The sequence below is a fragment of the Mycobacterium sp. B14F4 genome (assembly GCF_039871645.1).
Lineage (GTDB): Bacteria > Actinomycetota > Actinomycetes > Mycobacteriales > Mycobacteriaceae > Mycobacterium.
The window spans coordinates 155,466-168,869 of record NZ_JBDPMF010000002.1 but is presented as its reverse complement, the minus strand read 5'-3'; the positions used below and the strand labels follow the sequence as shown (position 1 = coordinate 168,869).

13 protein-coding genes are annotated in these 13,404 nt (G+C 69.0%); 6 read left to right on the top strand and 7 right to left on the bottom strand.

Features of this window, described 5'->3' with window-relative positions:
- Positions 1 to 20 precede the first annotated feature (20 nt).
- Together ABGB19_RS05930 and ABGB19_RS05925 are read right to left on the bottom strand one after the other, a co-directional pair.
- Complete coding sequence (locus tag ABGB19_RS05930) at positions 21 to 1,223, bottom strand: lipid-transfer protein (protein ID WP_347684964.1); 1,203 nt, start codon at positions 1,221 to 1,223, stop codon at positions 21 to 23.
- 130 nt (positions 1,224 to 1,353) lie between these two features.
- On the bottom strand, positions 1,354 to 3,042 hold the full coding sequence (locus ABGB19_RS05925) for a serine/threonine-protein kinase (RefSeq protein WP_347684963.1): 1,689 nt from the start codon (positions 3,040 to 3,042) through the stop codon (positions 1,354 to 1,356).
- Positions 3,043 to 3,320: 278 nt separating this feature from the next.
- Between ABGB19_RS05925 and ABGB19_RS05920 the strand changes: the two genes are divergently transcribed.
- Both ABGB19_RS05920 and ABGB19_RS05915 read left to right on the top strand, forming a co-directional pair.
- Positions 3,321 to 4,376, top strand: a complete 1,056-nt coding sequence (locus ABGB19_RS05920) for a dihydrodipicolinate reductase (RefSeq protein ID WP_347684962.1) — start codon at positions 3,321 to 3,323, stop codon at positions 4,374 to 4,376.
- Positions 4,377 to 4,419: 43 nt separating this feature from the next.
- Positions 4,420 to 5,277 carry a patatin-like phospholipase family protein gene (locus ABGB19_RS05915; RefSeq protein ID WP_347684961.1) on the top strand — a complete coding sequence of 286 codons (858 nt, stop codon included), beginning with the start codon at positions 4,420 to 4,422 and terminating at the stop codon, positions 5,275 to 5,277.
- Between the two features lies 1 nt (position 5,278).
- On the opposite strand, the gene ABGB19_RS05910 is transcribed toward ABGB19_RS05915, so the two are convergent.
- The gene (locus ABGB19_RS05910) at positions 5,279 to 6,244 is read right to left on the bottom strand and encodes a patatin-like phospholipase family protein (RefSeq protein WP_347684960.1); all 966 of its coding nucleotides are present in this window, start codon (positions 6,242 to 6,244) and stop codon (positions 5,279 to 5,281) included.
- A gap of 28 nt (positions 6,245 to 6,272) precedes the next feature.
- The gene (locus ABGB19_RS05905) at positions 6,273 to 6,716 is read right to left on the bottom strand and encodes a lipoprotein LpqV (RefSeq protein ID WP_347684959.1); all 444 of its coding nucleotides are present in this window, start codon (positions 6,714 to 6,716) and stop codon (positions 6,273 to 6,275) included.
- A 238-nt stretch (positions 6,717 to 6,954) separates the two neighbouring features.
- Here ABGB19_RS05905 and ABGB19_RS05900 point away from each other — a divergent pair, with 238 nt between their 5' ends.
- Positions 6,955 to 7,500, top strand: coding sequence for a cysteine dioxygenase family protein (locus ABGB19_RS05900; RefSeq protein ID WP_347684958.1), 546 nt, complete (start codon positions 6,955 to 6,957; stop codon positions 7,498 to 7,500).
- Positions 7,501 to 7,502: 2 nt separating this feature from the next.
- Positions 7,503 to 7,877 carry a rhodanese-like domain-containing protein gene (locus ABGB19_RS05895; RefSeq protein WP_347684957.1) on the top strand — a complete coding sequence of 125 codons (375 nt, stop codon included), beginning with the start codon at positions 7,503 to 7,505 and terminating at the stop codon, positions 7,875 to 7,877.
- On the opposite strand, the gene ABGB19_RS05890 is transcribed toward ABGB19_RS05895, so the two are convergent.
- Genes ABGB19_RS05890 through ABGB19_RS05880 form a run of 3 tightly spaced genes read right to left on the bottom strand, consistent with a single transcriptional unit; the run spans position 7,874 to position 11,404 of the window.
- On the bottom strand, positions 7,874 to 9,574 hold the full coding sequence (locus tag ABGB19_RS05890; RefSeq protein WP_347684956.1) for an alpha/beta-hydrolase family protein: 1,701 nt from the start codon (positions 9,572 to 9,574) through the stop codon (positions 7,874 to 7,876). The two genes, ABGB19_RS05895 and ABGB19_RS05890, sit on opposite strands and share 4 nt — an antisense overlap.
- 10 nt (positions 9,575 to 9,584) lie before the next feature.
- Entirely contained in the window at positions 9,585 to 10,358 is a 774-nt protein-coding gene (locus tag ABGB19_RS05885) for an enoyl-CoA hydratase (RefSeq protein WP_347684955.1), read from the bottom strand.
- Positions 10,355 to 11,404 carry an enoyl-CoA hydratase/isomerase family protein gene (locus tag ABGB19_RS05880; RefSeq protein ID WP_347684954.1) on the bottom strand — a complete coding sequence of 350 codons (1,050 nt, stop codon included), beginning with the start codon at positions 11,402 to 11,404 and terminating at the stop codon, positions 10,355 to 10,357. Before ABGB19_RS05880 ends, ABGB19_RS05885 begins: the two co-directional genes overlap by 4 nt.
- 155 nt (positions 11,405 to 11,559) lie before the next feature.
- Between ABGB19_RS05880 and ABGB19_RS05875 the strand changes: the two genes are divergently transcribed.
- Positions 11,560 to 12,408: a Bax inhibitor-1/YccA family protein gene (locus ABGB19_RS05875; RefSeq protein ID WP_347684953.1), complete on the top strand. Its 849-nt coding sequence runs from the start codon at positions 11,560 to 11,562 to the stop codon at positions 12,406 to 12,408.
- Positions 12,409 to 12,510: 102 nt separating this feature from the next.
- Positions 12,511 to 13,392: a hypothetical protein gene (locus ABGB19_RS05870; RefSeq protein ID WP_347684952.1), complete on the top strand. Its 882-nt coding sequence runs from the start codon at positions 12,511 to 12,513 to the stop codon at positions 13,390 to 13,392.
- The last annotated feature ends 12 nt before the right edge of the window (positions 13,393 to 13,404 follow it).

Sequence of the window (13,404 nt, the reverse complement as noted above, 5' to 3'; positions counted from 1 at the left end):
TTCAGGTCAATGATCCACCATCAGCGCTCGGCGCGCTGGTAAGCGGTCACCACGGCCGCGCCGCCGAGGCCGATGTTGTGCTGAAGCGCCGCGGTGACGTCGTCGACCTGACGCTTGTCGGCCGTACCGCGCAGCTGCCACGTCAACTCGGCGCACTGAGCGAGCCCGGTCGCACCAAGCGGGTGCCCCTTGGAGATCAGCCCGCCGGAGGGGTTGACCACCCAGCGCCCGCCGTAGGTGGTGTCGTTGTTGTCGATCAGCTTGGGCGCCTCGCCCTCGCCGCACAGTCCCAACGCCTCGTAGAGCAGCAGCTCGTTGGCCGAGAAGCAGTCGTGCAGCTCGATGACTTGGAAGTCGGTGGGGCCGAGCCCCGACTGCTGGTAAACCTGTTGCGCCGCCTGAACATTCATGTCGTACCCGATGATGTTGCGGGCGCTGCCGTCGAAGGTCGACTCGAAGTCGGTGGTCATCGCCTGCCCGACGATCTCCACCGCCTGCCCGGCCAGGCCGTGCTTGTCGACGAACGCCTCGCTGGCCAGGATCGCCGCGCCCGAGCCGTCGGAGGTCGGCGAGCACTGCAGCTTGGTCACCGGGTCGGAGATCATCCGGGCGGCCAGGATGTCGTCGAGGGTGTACTCCTCCTGGAACTGCGCGTAGGGGTTGTTCACCGAGTGCTTGTGGTTCTTGTAGCCGATCTTGGCAAAGTGCTCAGCAGTGCTTCCATAGGTGCGCATGTGCTCGCGGCCCGCGGCGGCGAACATCCACGGCGCGACGGGGAAGGCGAACTCCTCGATCTCGGCCAGCGCCTTGATGTGCCGGCCCAACGGGGACTCGCGGTCCTCGGCACCGCCCTGCAGCGAGCCGGGTTGCATCTTCTCGAAACCGAGCGCGATCGTGCAGTCGGCGAGCCCGCCGCGGATCGTCTGCGCGGCCAGGAACAGCGCCGTCGACCCGGTGGAGCAGTTGTTGTTGACGTTGACGATCGGGATGCCCGTCATGCCCAGCTCGTAGAGCGCGCGGTTGCCGGACGTCGAGTCACCGGTGCAGTACCCGACGAAGCCCTGCTGCACCTCGGAGTAGTGGATGCCGGCGTCCTCGAGGGCCTTGGTTCCGGACTCCCTGGCCATCTGCGGGTAGTCCCAGCCCTCGCGCCGGCCGGGCTTCTCGAACTTCGTCATCCCGACGCCGACGACGAACACTTTGTTACCTCTGGCGGTGGTCATGCCATAAATCCTTTCGCTGCGCTGCGATCACGACAAACATACAGCGCGCGAACCGGGCCGGGACCCCGCAAAGGAGGCGGGGGCCCCGAGAGCGCTCTTGAAGAATTCTTGAAGCGGTCTCCGCGTCGGGTCAGGCGTACTTCAGCCACCAGTTGTGCAGGTCAACGAGGTTGTCGCTCAGCGCGTCACCCAGTAGCAACTCGGCGTTCCTGGTCCACGTCACGCCCGACTTCTCCTTGTAGGTCCCGCAGGCGATGCGGCCCGCCACGGTGTCCGGCGTCTCGGTGAAGTGCCAGGTGGTCGGTGAGTCGGTGGCGCTTTCGGGGCATCGCAGCATCGGCGTGTACAAGGCGGTGATGTCGTCGAACGCCTTGTCCAGGCCCTGCTGGTCGGCGTAGAGCGAGTACCGGGCGCTCGCGGGACCGCCCTGCTGGGAGGCCTGGCCGCAGTCCACCGTGGCCAGCGCACCGGCGGCGGGCGGGCTCACCGGCTCGCAGACACCGTCGTCGTAGCCGCGAGGCAGCAGGCTCAGCAGCTTGGCGCCGAACGAGTCCGGCGCAGGCGTCGGCGTCGTGGTGCGCGCGGTGCGCCGGGTGGTGCGCTCGGACGTCTCGGTCGGCTCGGTGGCGGTGCTGGTGGCCATCCCCGACGGCGCCGAGTCGTCCGGCTTGACCGCGAACCAGATTCCGAGTGCGCCGAGCACCAGCACGAACACCCCGGCGGCGGCGGCGATCGGTATCCACGGCGTGCCTTTGCGCGGCGGCACTCCCGGCGGCCCCGGCGGCGGCGCGGTGCGCCACATCGGCCCGCTCGGCGGACCGGCCGGGGTGTGGAACGCGGCGGGTCCGGCGCCGGGCGGCGGCGTCGGGGGAGGCGTGTGATGGATCGGAGGGCCCTGCGGGGCGGGTGGCGGCGGCGGAAGATACGGTGTCGCGGCCGCGCTGCGCTGCAGGATCGTGGCGGCCTGGTCCTGATCACGTTGTGTCAGAGCCTGATTCGCGGCCGCCGCCAGATCCCCCGCACTGGCGTAGCGGTCCTGCGGGTTCTTGGCCATGCCGCGCGCGATCACCGCGTCGACGGCCGGCGGGATGCCCGGCCGCTGCTCGCTCGGCTTGGGGATCGGCTGCATCAGGTGGGCGGTGATGACCACGCTGACGCTGTCGCCGGGGAACGGTTGTGCGCCGGTGAGGCATTCATGCAGCACGCACGTCAGCGCGTAGATGTCGGCGCGGTAGGTGACCTCGTCGTTGGTGAACCGTTCCGGCGCCATGTAGGCGTAGGTGCCGACGGCGGTGCCCAATTCGGTCAGCTTCTCGTCGGTGGCCGCGTTGGCGATGCCGAAGTCGACGAGATAGGCGAAGTCGTCGCGGGTCAGGATGATGTTCTCGGGCTTGACGTCGCGGTGCATGACGCCGCCTTCGTGCGCGGCGTCCAGCGCCGAGGCGATCTGCTTGACGATCGCCACCGCCCGCGCGGGGGTCATCGGGCCGAAGTTCTTGAGCACCTTGCGAAGATCGGTGCCGTCGATCATGCGCATGTCGACGTAGAGCAGGCCGTCGATCTCGCCGTAGTCGTGGATCGGCACCACATGCGGTTCCTGCAGCCGGCCCGCCGAGTGCGCCTCGCGCTGCAGCCGCTTGCGGAACACCGGGTCGTGGGAAGCCGACTCGGGCAACAGCTTCAGCGCGACGAGGCGGTCCTTGACGGTGTCCTCGGCCTCGTACACCTCGCCCATGCCGCCCTTGCCGAGCAGCCGACGCAGCCGATACGGGCCGATCTGGGACCCCACACGTGATCCCCCCGCCTCGGGGTCGCTCATCGGGTGCTCCTAAAGGGTGCGTACGCGGTGCGAACACACCCTAATGCCGCGTCACGCCGGGCGCGGGTCTATCTGGAACGTGAACTCGTGGTCGCAGATGCGGATCGAGTGGCCGTCGCCGAGCGCAGATCGGTGATGACGAAGCTGGTGCCATCTGCAGCCGTCCCAGCACACCGAACCCGATCTTGATCGCACCCATCGCGGCAATTGTGACCCGCCGCCGACGAGTTGTGGTGTAGACCTGCATGAGTAGAACGTGTTCTAGTTTTGGAGGCGGTATGGGCCTGCGGGTCGTGCAATGGGCAACCGGCGGCGTCGGCGTCGCGGCGATCAAGGGCGTGCTCACCCATCCCGATCTCGAACTCGTCGGTTGCTGGGTGCATTCGCCGGCCAAGGCGGGCAAGGACGTCGGCGACATCGTCGGCACCGAACCGCTGGGGGTCACCGCCACCAACGACGTCGACGAGATCCTCGCCCTCGACGCCGACGCGGTGGTGTATTCACCGCTTCTGCCCAACCCCGATGAGGTGGCCGCCCTGCTGCGGTCCGGCAAGAACGTCGTCACGCCCGTCGGCTGGGTGTACCCGGGTGAGCGGCAGGCCGCCCCGCTGCGGGAGGCGGCGATCGCGGGGAACGCGACGCTGCACGGCACCGGCATCGCGCCGGGCGGCATCAGCGAGAAGTTCCCGCTGCTGTTCTCGGCGTTCTCGACCGGCGTGACGTTCGTGCGCGCCGAGGAGTATTCCGACCTGCGCACCTACGAGGCGCCCGATGTCGTCCGCCATGTGATGGGCTTCGGCGAGGTGCCGGACAAGGCGCTGAGCGGGCCGATGCAGAAACTGCTCGACGGCGGCTTCATCCAGGCCGTCAAGATGATCGTCGACGAGATCGGCTTCAGGGCCGACCCGAAAGTGCGCTCCTCACAGGAGATCGCGGTCGCGACGGCGCCCATCGACTCGCCCATCGGGGTCATCGAGCCCGGGCAGGTCGCGGGCCGCAAGTTCCACTGGGAGGCGCTGGTGGACGGCGAACCGGTGGTGCGGGTGACGGTGAACTGGTTGATGGGAGAGGAAAACCTCGATCCCCCATGGGATTTCGGACCCGAAGGGCAGCGCTACGAGATGGAGGTGCACGGCAACCCCGACGTCTCCATCGTCGTCAAGGGGTTCCAGTCGGCCGTCGGCGGGGAGGGCCCCGAGTACGGCATCGTCGGCACCGCCGCGCACTGCGTGAACTCGATTCCCGCCGTGTGCGCCGCCGAACCCGGCATCGCGACGTACCTCGACCTCCCGCTGATCAGCGGGAAGGCCGCGCCACGCTACGCGGTGGGCTAGCACCCCGACGAACCTCGCACGGCGCCTGGCACACTCACCACCTGTGACGAGACGGGCACTGGTGCTCGCCGGCGGCGGGCTGGCGGGGATCGCGTGGGAGACGGGCGTCCTGGTCGGGATCGCCGACGAGTCGCCGGCGACCGCACGGGCGCTGGTGGACTCCGACGTGCTGATAGGCACCTCCGCCGGCTCCGCCGTGGCCGCGCAACTGGGAAGCGGCCTGGGGTTGGAGGCCCTCTACGAGAGGCAGACGGCACCGTCGTCGACGGAGATCAACCCCGGCGCGGGCATCGAGGAGATCACCGAGATGTTCATGGCCGCGATGACCCAACCGGGATCCACGACCGAGAAACTGCAGCGCATCGGCGCGGTCGCGCTGAGCGCCGACACCGTCGCCGAATCGGTGCGACGCGAGGTGATCGCGCACCGGCTGCCGTCGCACGACTGGCCCGAGCGCGATCTGCGTATCACCGCGATCGACACCGCCACCGGCGAGCTCGTCGCGTTCGACCGCACGTCGGGCGTGGGCCTGGTCGACGCGGTCGCCGCGAGCTGTGCCGTGCCGGGGGTGTGGCCGCCGGTGACCATCGGCAGCTGTCGCTTCATGGACGGCGGCATCGGCAGCACCGTCAACCTGGCGCTCGCCGACGACTGCGAGGTGGTGGTCGCGTTGATCCCGCAGGGACTGTCGTCGCCGTCGGTGTTCGGCAGTGCTGCCGCCGACGAGGTCACCGCCCGCAGGAACCTTCACCCTACGTTCGGTGTCTTCGCCGACGACGCCTCGCTCGCGGCGTTCGGACCCAACCCGTTGGACCCGGCGTGCCGGGCGCCGTCGGCTCATGCGGGCCGGCAGCAGGGCCGGTCCGTCGCGGCCGCGGTGGCCGAATTCCTCGACATCTGACTCAGGCTGGCGCGCCGGTGTTTCGGGTCGTGTCGAGGGCATCGAGTGCGGTGGCGGCCAATTCGCGGCCGACGTCGATGACCTCGGCGGCGCGGTGGAACTCCAGGCTGCGGCACGCGCTGCGCGGCACCTCGATCAGCAGGTCGGGCGGATAGCCGGCCAGCTGATGACGGGCGAGCGCGGCCTGGGCGATGTCGATCGTGCGGTTCATCACCTCGAAGCTGCCCAGCTTCGGCACCGCCACCTCCTTGCCTGCGTCGATGAGTTCCTCTTCGCTGCCGCCCTCACCGGGATCGTCGGGACCGGTGCGGCTGATGGTCGAGTCCCACAACGCCGTGGTGCTGCGCCAGACCCGCGACAGCCATTCACTGGTGGCGCGCGGACCCGTGTCGGCGGGCTCCCCGGCCCCGCCCGACTCGCTGCCCGCCAGCGACACCGCGATGGTGAGGTCGGCGTTGACCGCCGCGATGGGTGCCATCGGCAGCGGTTCGAGGATGCCGCCGTCGGCGAGTAGCCGGCCGTCGAGCACGTGCGGTGCGATCACGCCAGGGATCGCGATGGAGGCCCGGATTGCCGCATCGACCGGTCCGCGCTGCAGCCACACCGTCTTGCCCGCGATCAGGTCGGTCGCCACCGCGGTGTAGGGGATCGGCAGGTTCTCGATGCGGACATCGCCGAGGATCTCACGCACCGCGTCGAGGATCTTCGCCGCGCGCAGCACGCCCGCCGCGGTGATGGAGGGGTCGAGCAGCCGCAGCACGGCGGCCTGGGTCAGCGCCTTGGCCCAGTCGGCGAACTCGTCGAGCTTTCCGGCCGCCCGCAGCCCGCCGACCAGCGCCCCCATCGACGAGCCCGCGATGCCGACGATCTCGTAACCGCGGTCCTGCAACTCGTGGATGACGCCGATGTGCGCGTATCCGCGTGCACCCCCGCTGCCCAGAGCCAGCGCGACGCGCTTGCCAGCCATGCCGTTATTGTGCGCCAGTCCCGGGCGGTCAGCCGCAGAGTGCGTCGGCCGCGGCGCGGACGGCGACGATGACGGCCGCCTGCCGCGCGGGCGACAGCTGCGACCAAGGCGTGCCGTAGGTACCCGGACCTGCCGAATCAGTCGACTGCAGCATGCCGAGATACGGCTCGATCTGCGACTTCGGGTCGCCGCCCTGCTGATCCATCCACTCCCTGGCCGTCATGCAGGCCTTGGAGTACTCCTCCTCGGTCGACTCGGCGGGGGCGCCGACGGCGGTGGTGACACCGCCGGGCGACACGGCGACCGAACCCGGTGCGGCCGTCGGGGTTTGCGAACTCGTCTCGGTGGCTTCGGAGCTGGAAGCCTCCGGTGACGGCGGGGCAGTGGCGTCCTCACCTCCCGACGAACATCCGGTGAGCATCAAGGCGATCGCGATCGTCGCCGCGACGGCGTGACGGGAGAGCCTGCGCATGCCCGTCAATCTAGGCAACCGGCACTGTCGGGTTCCCGGCCGCCCTGCACGGCCGACTTCGGCTCAGGGTGAATCTATGGCGCGGCACGTCGTGGCCAGGGGTTATCCGCATCGCGCGACGGCCGTCGCGCCCACGGCCCCCGTCGTCGTGTGAGACTCGCCGGCATGACGACCGGACCCCACGAGTGTTGCCGGGCCTAGCGGCCCACCCTGTCCGTTCGTCTCTCCTGGAGCTTGCATGAATTCGCCTGCAGTCCTGTCCTCTGCCGTTCCCGCGGTCTCCGCGCCGACCCGCCTGCGACTTCCCGATCTGCTGTGCGCCACCGACCGTGGTGCCGATGACGTGCTCAGTGGCCGATACGACCACCTGCTGCCCGCCGACGGCCCGCCCCGCGACGAGCGTTGGTACACCCGCCTGTCCGGCGACGACGAACTCGACCTGTGGTTGATCAGCTGGACGCCCGACCGGTCGACCGAGATGCACGACCACGGCGGCTCACTCGGCGCGCTGACGGTGCTGTCCGGCAGCTTGCGCGAGACGCGGTGGCACGGCGGGGCGTTGCGCCGCCGCCGGCTGGCCGCGGGTGACCAGGCCGCGTTCCCGCTGGGGTGGGTGCACGACGTGGTGTGGGCCCCCGACCGCGACACGTCGGCTCCCCGCACGCCGGCGCTGAGCGTGCACGCCTACTCGCCGCCCCTGACCGCGATGTCGTACTACGCCGTGACATCGCGAAACACGTTGCGTCGCACCCGCACAGAACTGACCGACGTCCCGGAGGGCTGAGAATGTCCTCGCTCAGCCGAATCGACCGCGTCCTCGGCGATGCCCGGGCCCGGCTGCGCAGGTTGACCGCGTCGGAGGTGCCCGCTGCGCTGGGCCGCGGCGCCATCCTGGTCGACATCCGGCCGCAGGCGCAGCGTGCGCATGAGGGCGAGGTGCGTGCCGCAGTGGTGATCGAACGCAACGTGCTGGAGTGGCGGTGCGATCCGACGAGTGAGGCGCGGCTGCCCCAGGCGGTCGGTGACGACGTGGAATGGGTGGTGCTGTGCTCGCAGGGCTACACCTCGAGCCTGGCCGCCGCAGCGCTGCTCGACCTCGGCCTGCACCGGGCAACCGACGTCGTCGGCGGCTACCACGCCCTGAAGGCCGTTCTGGGCTAGGCGTTCTCGTCGTTGGACAACAGCGGCCGCAGCTTCTCGGTTTTCTGCGGCGTCCAGCCCGGCGGCTGCAGGATCGCCGCCCAGGCGTTGGCGACGTCCTTGACGTAGACGTGGCCGTGCCCGTCCGGCACATCGACGGCCACCGCCATGTCCGCCGATACCTGGAGGAAGGTGACGACGGGGATCCACTGCATGCGGCCGGAGACGTCGTAACCCCGTGGCTCTTTGAGCCAATCCGGTTCGGAGAACACCAGATCCGGGTTGAACCAGGCGATCGGGTCTGACGCGTGCTGCAGGTACACCACGCGCGGGGTGCCCCACGGGTCGTCGGGGCGCCCCAGGTTCTCGGCGCGGGCGGCGAACCGGACGTTCTCGCCCTTGTCGTAGATCGGCAGCCACATCGGGGAACCCGCGTCGCGGTCGCGCGTGAGCTGTGTCCAGATCGTGTTGTTGAATGTCGGGCCGGAGAACAGCGCGCCGTCGGTGCGCGCGATCAGGTTGTTGAGCGCCAGGAACGGCGCCTCGCCGCCGAACGAGCCCAGGCTCTCGCCGAAGACGACCAGGCGTGGGCGTTGCGCCTCGGGCATCTCGCGGATCAGTGCGTCGACGGCTTCGAACAGCGCCTGCCCGGCTTGGCGCGCGTTCTCCTTGTCCACCAGGAACGACAGCCAGCTGGGCAGGAACGAATACTGCATCGACACGATCGCGGTGTCGCCGTTGTACATGTACTCCAAGGCCGCGGCCTCCGCCTCGTTGATCCACCCGGTTCCGGTGGTGGTCGCGACGGCGACGACGGCGCGGGTCAACCCCCCGGTGCGCTGCAGTTCGCGTGCCGCCAGGGCGGCGGTGGCCTTGATCCCGTCGGCGGAATGCAGCCCGGCGTAGGCGCGGATGGGTTCGACGGCGGGCCTGCCGTTGAATTCCGACAGCTCCTGAACCGTCGGCCCGGCCGCCACGAACACCCGGCCCTGATGGCCGAGCGACTCCCAGCTGGCCAGCGACTGGGGGCCGCCGGACCGCAGCGGCGATGTGGGAGCGGCGAACTCGGGGTCCGTCTCGTCGTTGACAGCGGCGAAGGTCTTGTTGATGCTGTCCATCGCGACGCGGACCACGACGCCGTTGATCAGCGCGATGGTCAAGGCGAGCAGCAACCCGACGGCCACGACCGCCGACACCCTTGGCGGAGCGAACTTCTCGAGCTGACGCATCAGGAACAGCACGAGTTTGCGGATCAGTTGGCCGATCTCGACTAGGACGAACAGCGTCACGATCGACAGCACCGCGGTCAGCGGGTGATCCCAGAACCCGAGCCGCGGCACGCCGTTGAGGTCGCGGACCTCGTCCTGCCACACATGGAAGTAGACGATCATCAGGACCTGGCCGATCACGCCGATGACCAGTAGCGCGATCCAGGCCTGCCGCGGTGCCGGCGGGCTGGTGTCCTTGGACAGCATGTAGCGGACGAGCCATACCGAAAACACGCCGAGCGCGTAACCCGTCGCACCCGCGCCACCACTGACCAAGCCCTGGAACAGCGGGCCGCGGGGCAACAGCGACGGGGTCAGCGAGAACCAGATGAAGACCAGGGCGACCGCGGTGCCGGTGAAGGTGTAGTGGCGCAGCCACCATGGTCTCGCCGGCGTCGACTCCTCGCGCGGCTCGAGACGCTCGGGTGCTGGCGCGGCGGTGTCGGTCACCCGCAGATTATCAACGGTGCGAGAAGCTCGGGGGGCGTTTCTCGGTGAACGCGTTCATGCCCTCGGTCTGGTCGTCGGTGGCGAAGGCGGAGTGGAACAGCCTGCGCTCGTAGAGGAGTCCCTCGGCGAGTGTCGACTCGAAGGCGCGGTTGACGGCTTCCTTGGCCATTCGCGATGCCGACAGCGACATTCCGGCGATGGTCTTGGCGACGGCGTTGGCCTCGTCGAGCAGGCTGTCGGCGGGCACCACCCGCGACACCAGGCCGGCGCGTTCGGCCTCTTCGGCGTCCATGTTGCGGCCGGTGAGGATGAGGTCCATGGCCTTGGCCTTGCCGATGGCGCGGGTGAGCCGTTGCGAGCCGCCCATGCCGGGCAGAACGCCGAGCTTGATCTCGGGCTGGCCGAACTTCGCGGTGTCGGCGGCGATCAGCAGATCGCACATCATCGCCAACTCGCATCCACCGCCGAGGGCGTAGCCGGCGACGGCGGCGATCGTCGGCGTGCGGGTGGCGGCGAACTTGCCCCAGGCGGCGAAGAAGTCGCTGCCGAACACATCGGCGAACGACAGGTCGGCCATCTCCTTGATGTCCGCGCCGGCGGCGAAGGCCTTCTCGTTGCCGGTGACGACGATTGCGCCGATACCGGGATCGGCGTCGAATTCGGCTGCCGCACCGGTGACTTCGGCCATCACCTGGCTGTTGAGGGCGTTGAGGGCCTTCGGCCGGTTCAGCGTGATGGTGCCGACGCGGTCGTCGCGGGTGACGAGAATCGTTTCGTAGTTCATGAGAACTCCAGTTCGCGGTCGGCCGGCGCGAAGTAGGCCTCGACGTCGGCGGTGGTGACGGCCGCCAGCGAGGCAGGCGACCACTTCGGGTTGCGGTCCTTGTCGACGACCTGGGCGCGGATGCCCTCGACGAAATCGTGGGAGCGCAGCGATCCGCACGATGTCCGGTACTCCTGGCGCAGCACGTCTTCGAGTGTGTCGAGTTTTGCGGCGCGGCGCAGGGCTTCCAGTGCGACGCTCACGGAGACGGGGGAGCGGCTGGCGATCAGGTTGGCCGCGTCGACGGCGGGGCCCGCGTGCTGGCCGCGCAGCGCCGCGACGATGTCGGCGACCGTGTCCTTCGCGTAGCAGTGGTCGATCCAGTCCCGCTGCGCGGCAAGGTTACTGGGTGGTGGTTCGGTGGCGAAGGCCTGCACTGCGGCGTCGGGCCCGTCGCTGATGACGGCGGCCTTGAAGGCGCCGAGTTGGTCGTGGAGCACGAAGTGGTCCGCGAAACCCATCGTTATCGCGTCGGCGCCGTCGAAGTTCGCGCCCGTGAGCGCGGCGTGATAGCCGAGCAGGCCGGGCGCGCGCGAAAGGATCAGCGTGCCGCCGACGTCGGGGATGAAGCCGATGCCCACCTCGGGCATCGCCATCTTGGTGGTGTCGGTGACCACGCGCACGCTGCCGTGGGCGCTGATCCCGACGCCGCCGCCCATGACGATGCCGTCCATCAGCGCGACATACGGCTTGCCGAACCGGCCGATCTGGGCGTCGAGCAGGTATTCGTCGTACCAGAACGCCCGCGCTTCAACCCCTTTTTCGGGGCCGTCGGCTTTCGCGCTGCGATAGAGCGCGACGATGTCGCCGCCCGCGCACAGGCCACGTTCGCCGGCCCCGTCGACGACGACGGCGGTGACGTCGTCGTCGTGCTGCCACTCGCCGAGCACCCGCATCATGGCGGTGACCATCGGGTGGTTGAGCGAGTTGATGGCCTTGGGCCGGTTGAGGGTGATCAGTCCGACGCCGCGGTCAACACTTACTAGGACATCCTCGTTTTCGCCCACGGTTATGCAATCTAGATCGTCGTCCGACCTGGCGTGGCTCCGGGTAGGGTTCCCTGTGAAGACGCTGGGAGGCCCTTCGGGAACCGAGCGGTGTCGCGGAACGTTGACGGTGTGTTCGCCAGTAGACGAACCACATCACAGGAGAGGAACCGACGGTGCGGGAATCCAGCAACCCGGTATTTCGATCCCTGCCGAAGACGCAGGGCGGATATGCGCAATTCGGTACCGGAGCCGCCGGCTACGGTACGCAGGCGGTACACGCAGATCCTTATGTGACCCAGTACCCGGAGCAGCGCCAGGCGGGTGTCGCCCGGCCGCTGACCATCGATGACGTCGTCACCAAGACCGGCATGACGCTGGCGGTGCTGACTGCCGTCGCGGTCGTCTCGTACTACCTCGTCAGCCAGAATCTCGGCCTGGCGATGCCGTTCACCCTGGTGGGCGCGCTCGGCGGCATGGCCCTCGTGCTGGTCGCGGTGTTCGCGCGCAAGCAGGACAACCCGGCCATCGTGCTGAGCTACGCGGCCCTGGAGGGCCTGTTCCTCGGCGCGATCTCGTTCATCATCGCCAACATCGCCTCGGTCGGCGGCGTGGGCATGATCGCCCAGGCGATCGTCGGCACCCTGGGCGTGTTCTTCGGCATGCTCGTGGTCTACAAGACCGGCGCCATCCGCGTCACGCCGAAGTTCACCCGGATGATCGTCGCCGGCCTGTTCGGCGTCGTCGCGCTGATGCTGCTCAACCTGGTGCTGGCGCTGTTCGGTGTCGGCGGCGGTGAGGGACTGGGCCTGCGCAGCGGTGGCGCCCTGGCCATCGGCTTCTCGCTGCTGTGCATCGGCCTGGCGGCGTTCAGCTTCCTGATCGACTTCGACGCCGCCGATCAGATGGTGCGCGCGGGCGCGCCGGAGAAGGCGGCCTGGGGCATCGCGCTCGGCCTGACCGTCACCCTGGTCTGGCTGTACCTTGAGATCCTGCGGCTGCTGTCGTACTTCAACAGCGACTAGCAGCCTTGCGAGAAGGCCCGGCACGAAATGTGCCGGGCCTTTTCGTTTCCATCCCCAGGCCGGCTCTCGCGACCGGCTCGAATCGCCGAAGTTGTCGGGTCGGTGATCGACAGTGCGGACTTGCAGACGCCGTTCGTCGGAAGTGAGGCGCTTCGCGACGGCCTCGTCGCCAACAAGCACCAATTGCGGACTCGTTTCCAGGTGCTGTATCCGGGCGTCCATCTGAGCCGCGGTGTCACACCGACTCGGGCGCAGCGAACGACGGCCGCCTGGCTGTGGACCCGCCGCCGCGGGGTGGTGGCCGGCCTGGCCGCCGCGGCGATACACCGATCGAAGTACCTAACCGAGGATGCCGAGGTGGACCTCGTCTGGTCGAATCCGCGTGCGCCCCGCGGGATCGTGACGCGCCGCGACAGGTTGGCTCGCGACGAGTGGCAGTTCGTGGACGGCATACCGGTGACGACGCCGGAGCGGACGGCTTTCGACCTGGCCCGGCTGACCCGGGGCGACAAGGCGGTGGCTCGGCTCGACGCGCTGGGCAATGCGACTCGTTTCGATCGAGACGCCGTCGCCGATCTTGTCCGACGGCACCGGGGGTCGCCAGGCGTACCGCGGGTGTTACCGGTTCTAGACCTCTGCGACCCGGGCGCGCAGTCGCCGCGCGAAACGTGGCTGCGTCTGCTCCTCGTTCGCGCCGGCTTCCCCCAACCGCGGACGCAGATACCCGTCTACGACGATTTCGGGCGGGCCCGCTACTACCTCGACATGGGGCGGGACGACGTGATGATCGCCGTGGAGTACGACGGCGAACTGCATCGCCTCCCGTCGCGGCTCGGCAGCGACATCGCGCGGTCGGAGTTCATCGCATACCGCGGCTGGACGCACATTCGGGTGGTCGCCGGCGTCCACCCCTCCGACATCGTCAACCTGGTGCGCCGCGCCTGGGCGGCTAGTGTGCATTCCGATCGCGAAAAAGCCTCGTAGCAGGCGGATCTG

What these genes read in the sequence shown, in the direction of transcription:
- ABGB19_RS05930 (WP_347684964.1), bottom strand. Translation starts at nt 1,223, where the DNA reads ATGACCACCGCCAGAGGTAACAAAGTGTTCGTCGTCGGCGTCGGGATG.
- ABGB19_RS05925 (WP_347684963.1), bottom strand. Translation starts at nt 3,042, where the DNA reads ATGAGCGACCCCGAGGCGGGGGGATCACGTGTGGGGTCCCAGATCGGC.
- ABGB19_RS05920 (WP_347684962.1), top strand. Translation starts at nt 3,321, where the DNA reads ATGGGCCTGCGGGTCGTGCAATGGGCAACCGGCGGCGTCGGCGTCGCG.
- ABGB19_RS05910 (WP_347684960.1), bottom strand. Translation starts at nt 6,244, where the DNA reads ATGGCTGGCAAGCGCGTCGCGCTGGCTCTGGGCAGCGGGGGTGCACGC.
- ABGB19_RS05905 (WP_347684959.1), bottom strand. Translation starts at nt 6,716, where the DNA reads ATGCGCAGGCTCTCCCGTCACGCCGTCGCGGCGACGATCGCGATCGCC.
- ABGB19_RS05900 (WP_347684958.1), top strand. Translation starts at nt 6,955, where the DNA reads ATGAATTCGCCTGCAGTCCTGTCCTCTGCCGTTCCCGCGGTCTCCGCG.
- ABGB19_RS05895 (WP_347684957.1), top strand. Translation starts at nt 7,503, where the DNA reads ATGTCCTCGCTCAGCCGAATCGACCGCGTCCTCGGCGATGCCCGGGCC.
- ABGB19_RS05885 (WP_347684955.1), bottom strand. Translation starts at nt 10,358, where the DNA reads ATGAACTACGAAACGATTCTCGTCACCCGCGACGACCGCGTCGGCACC.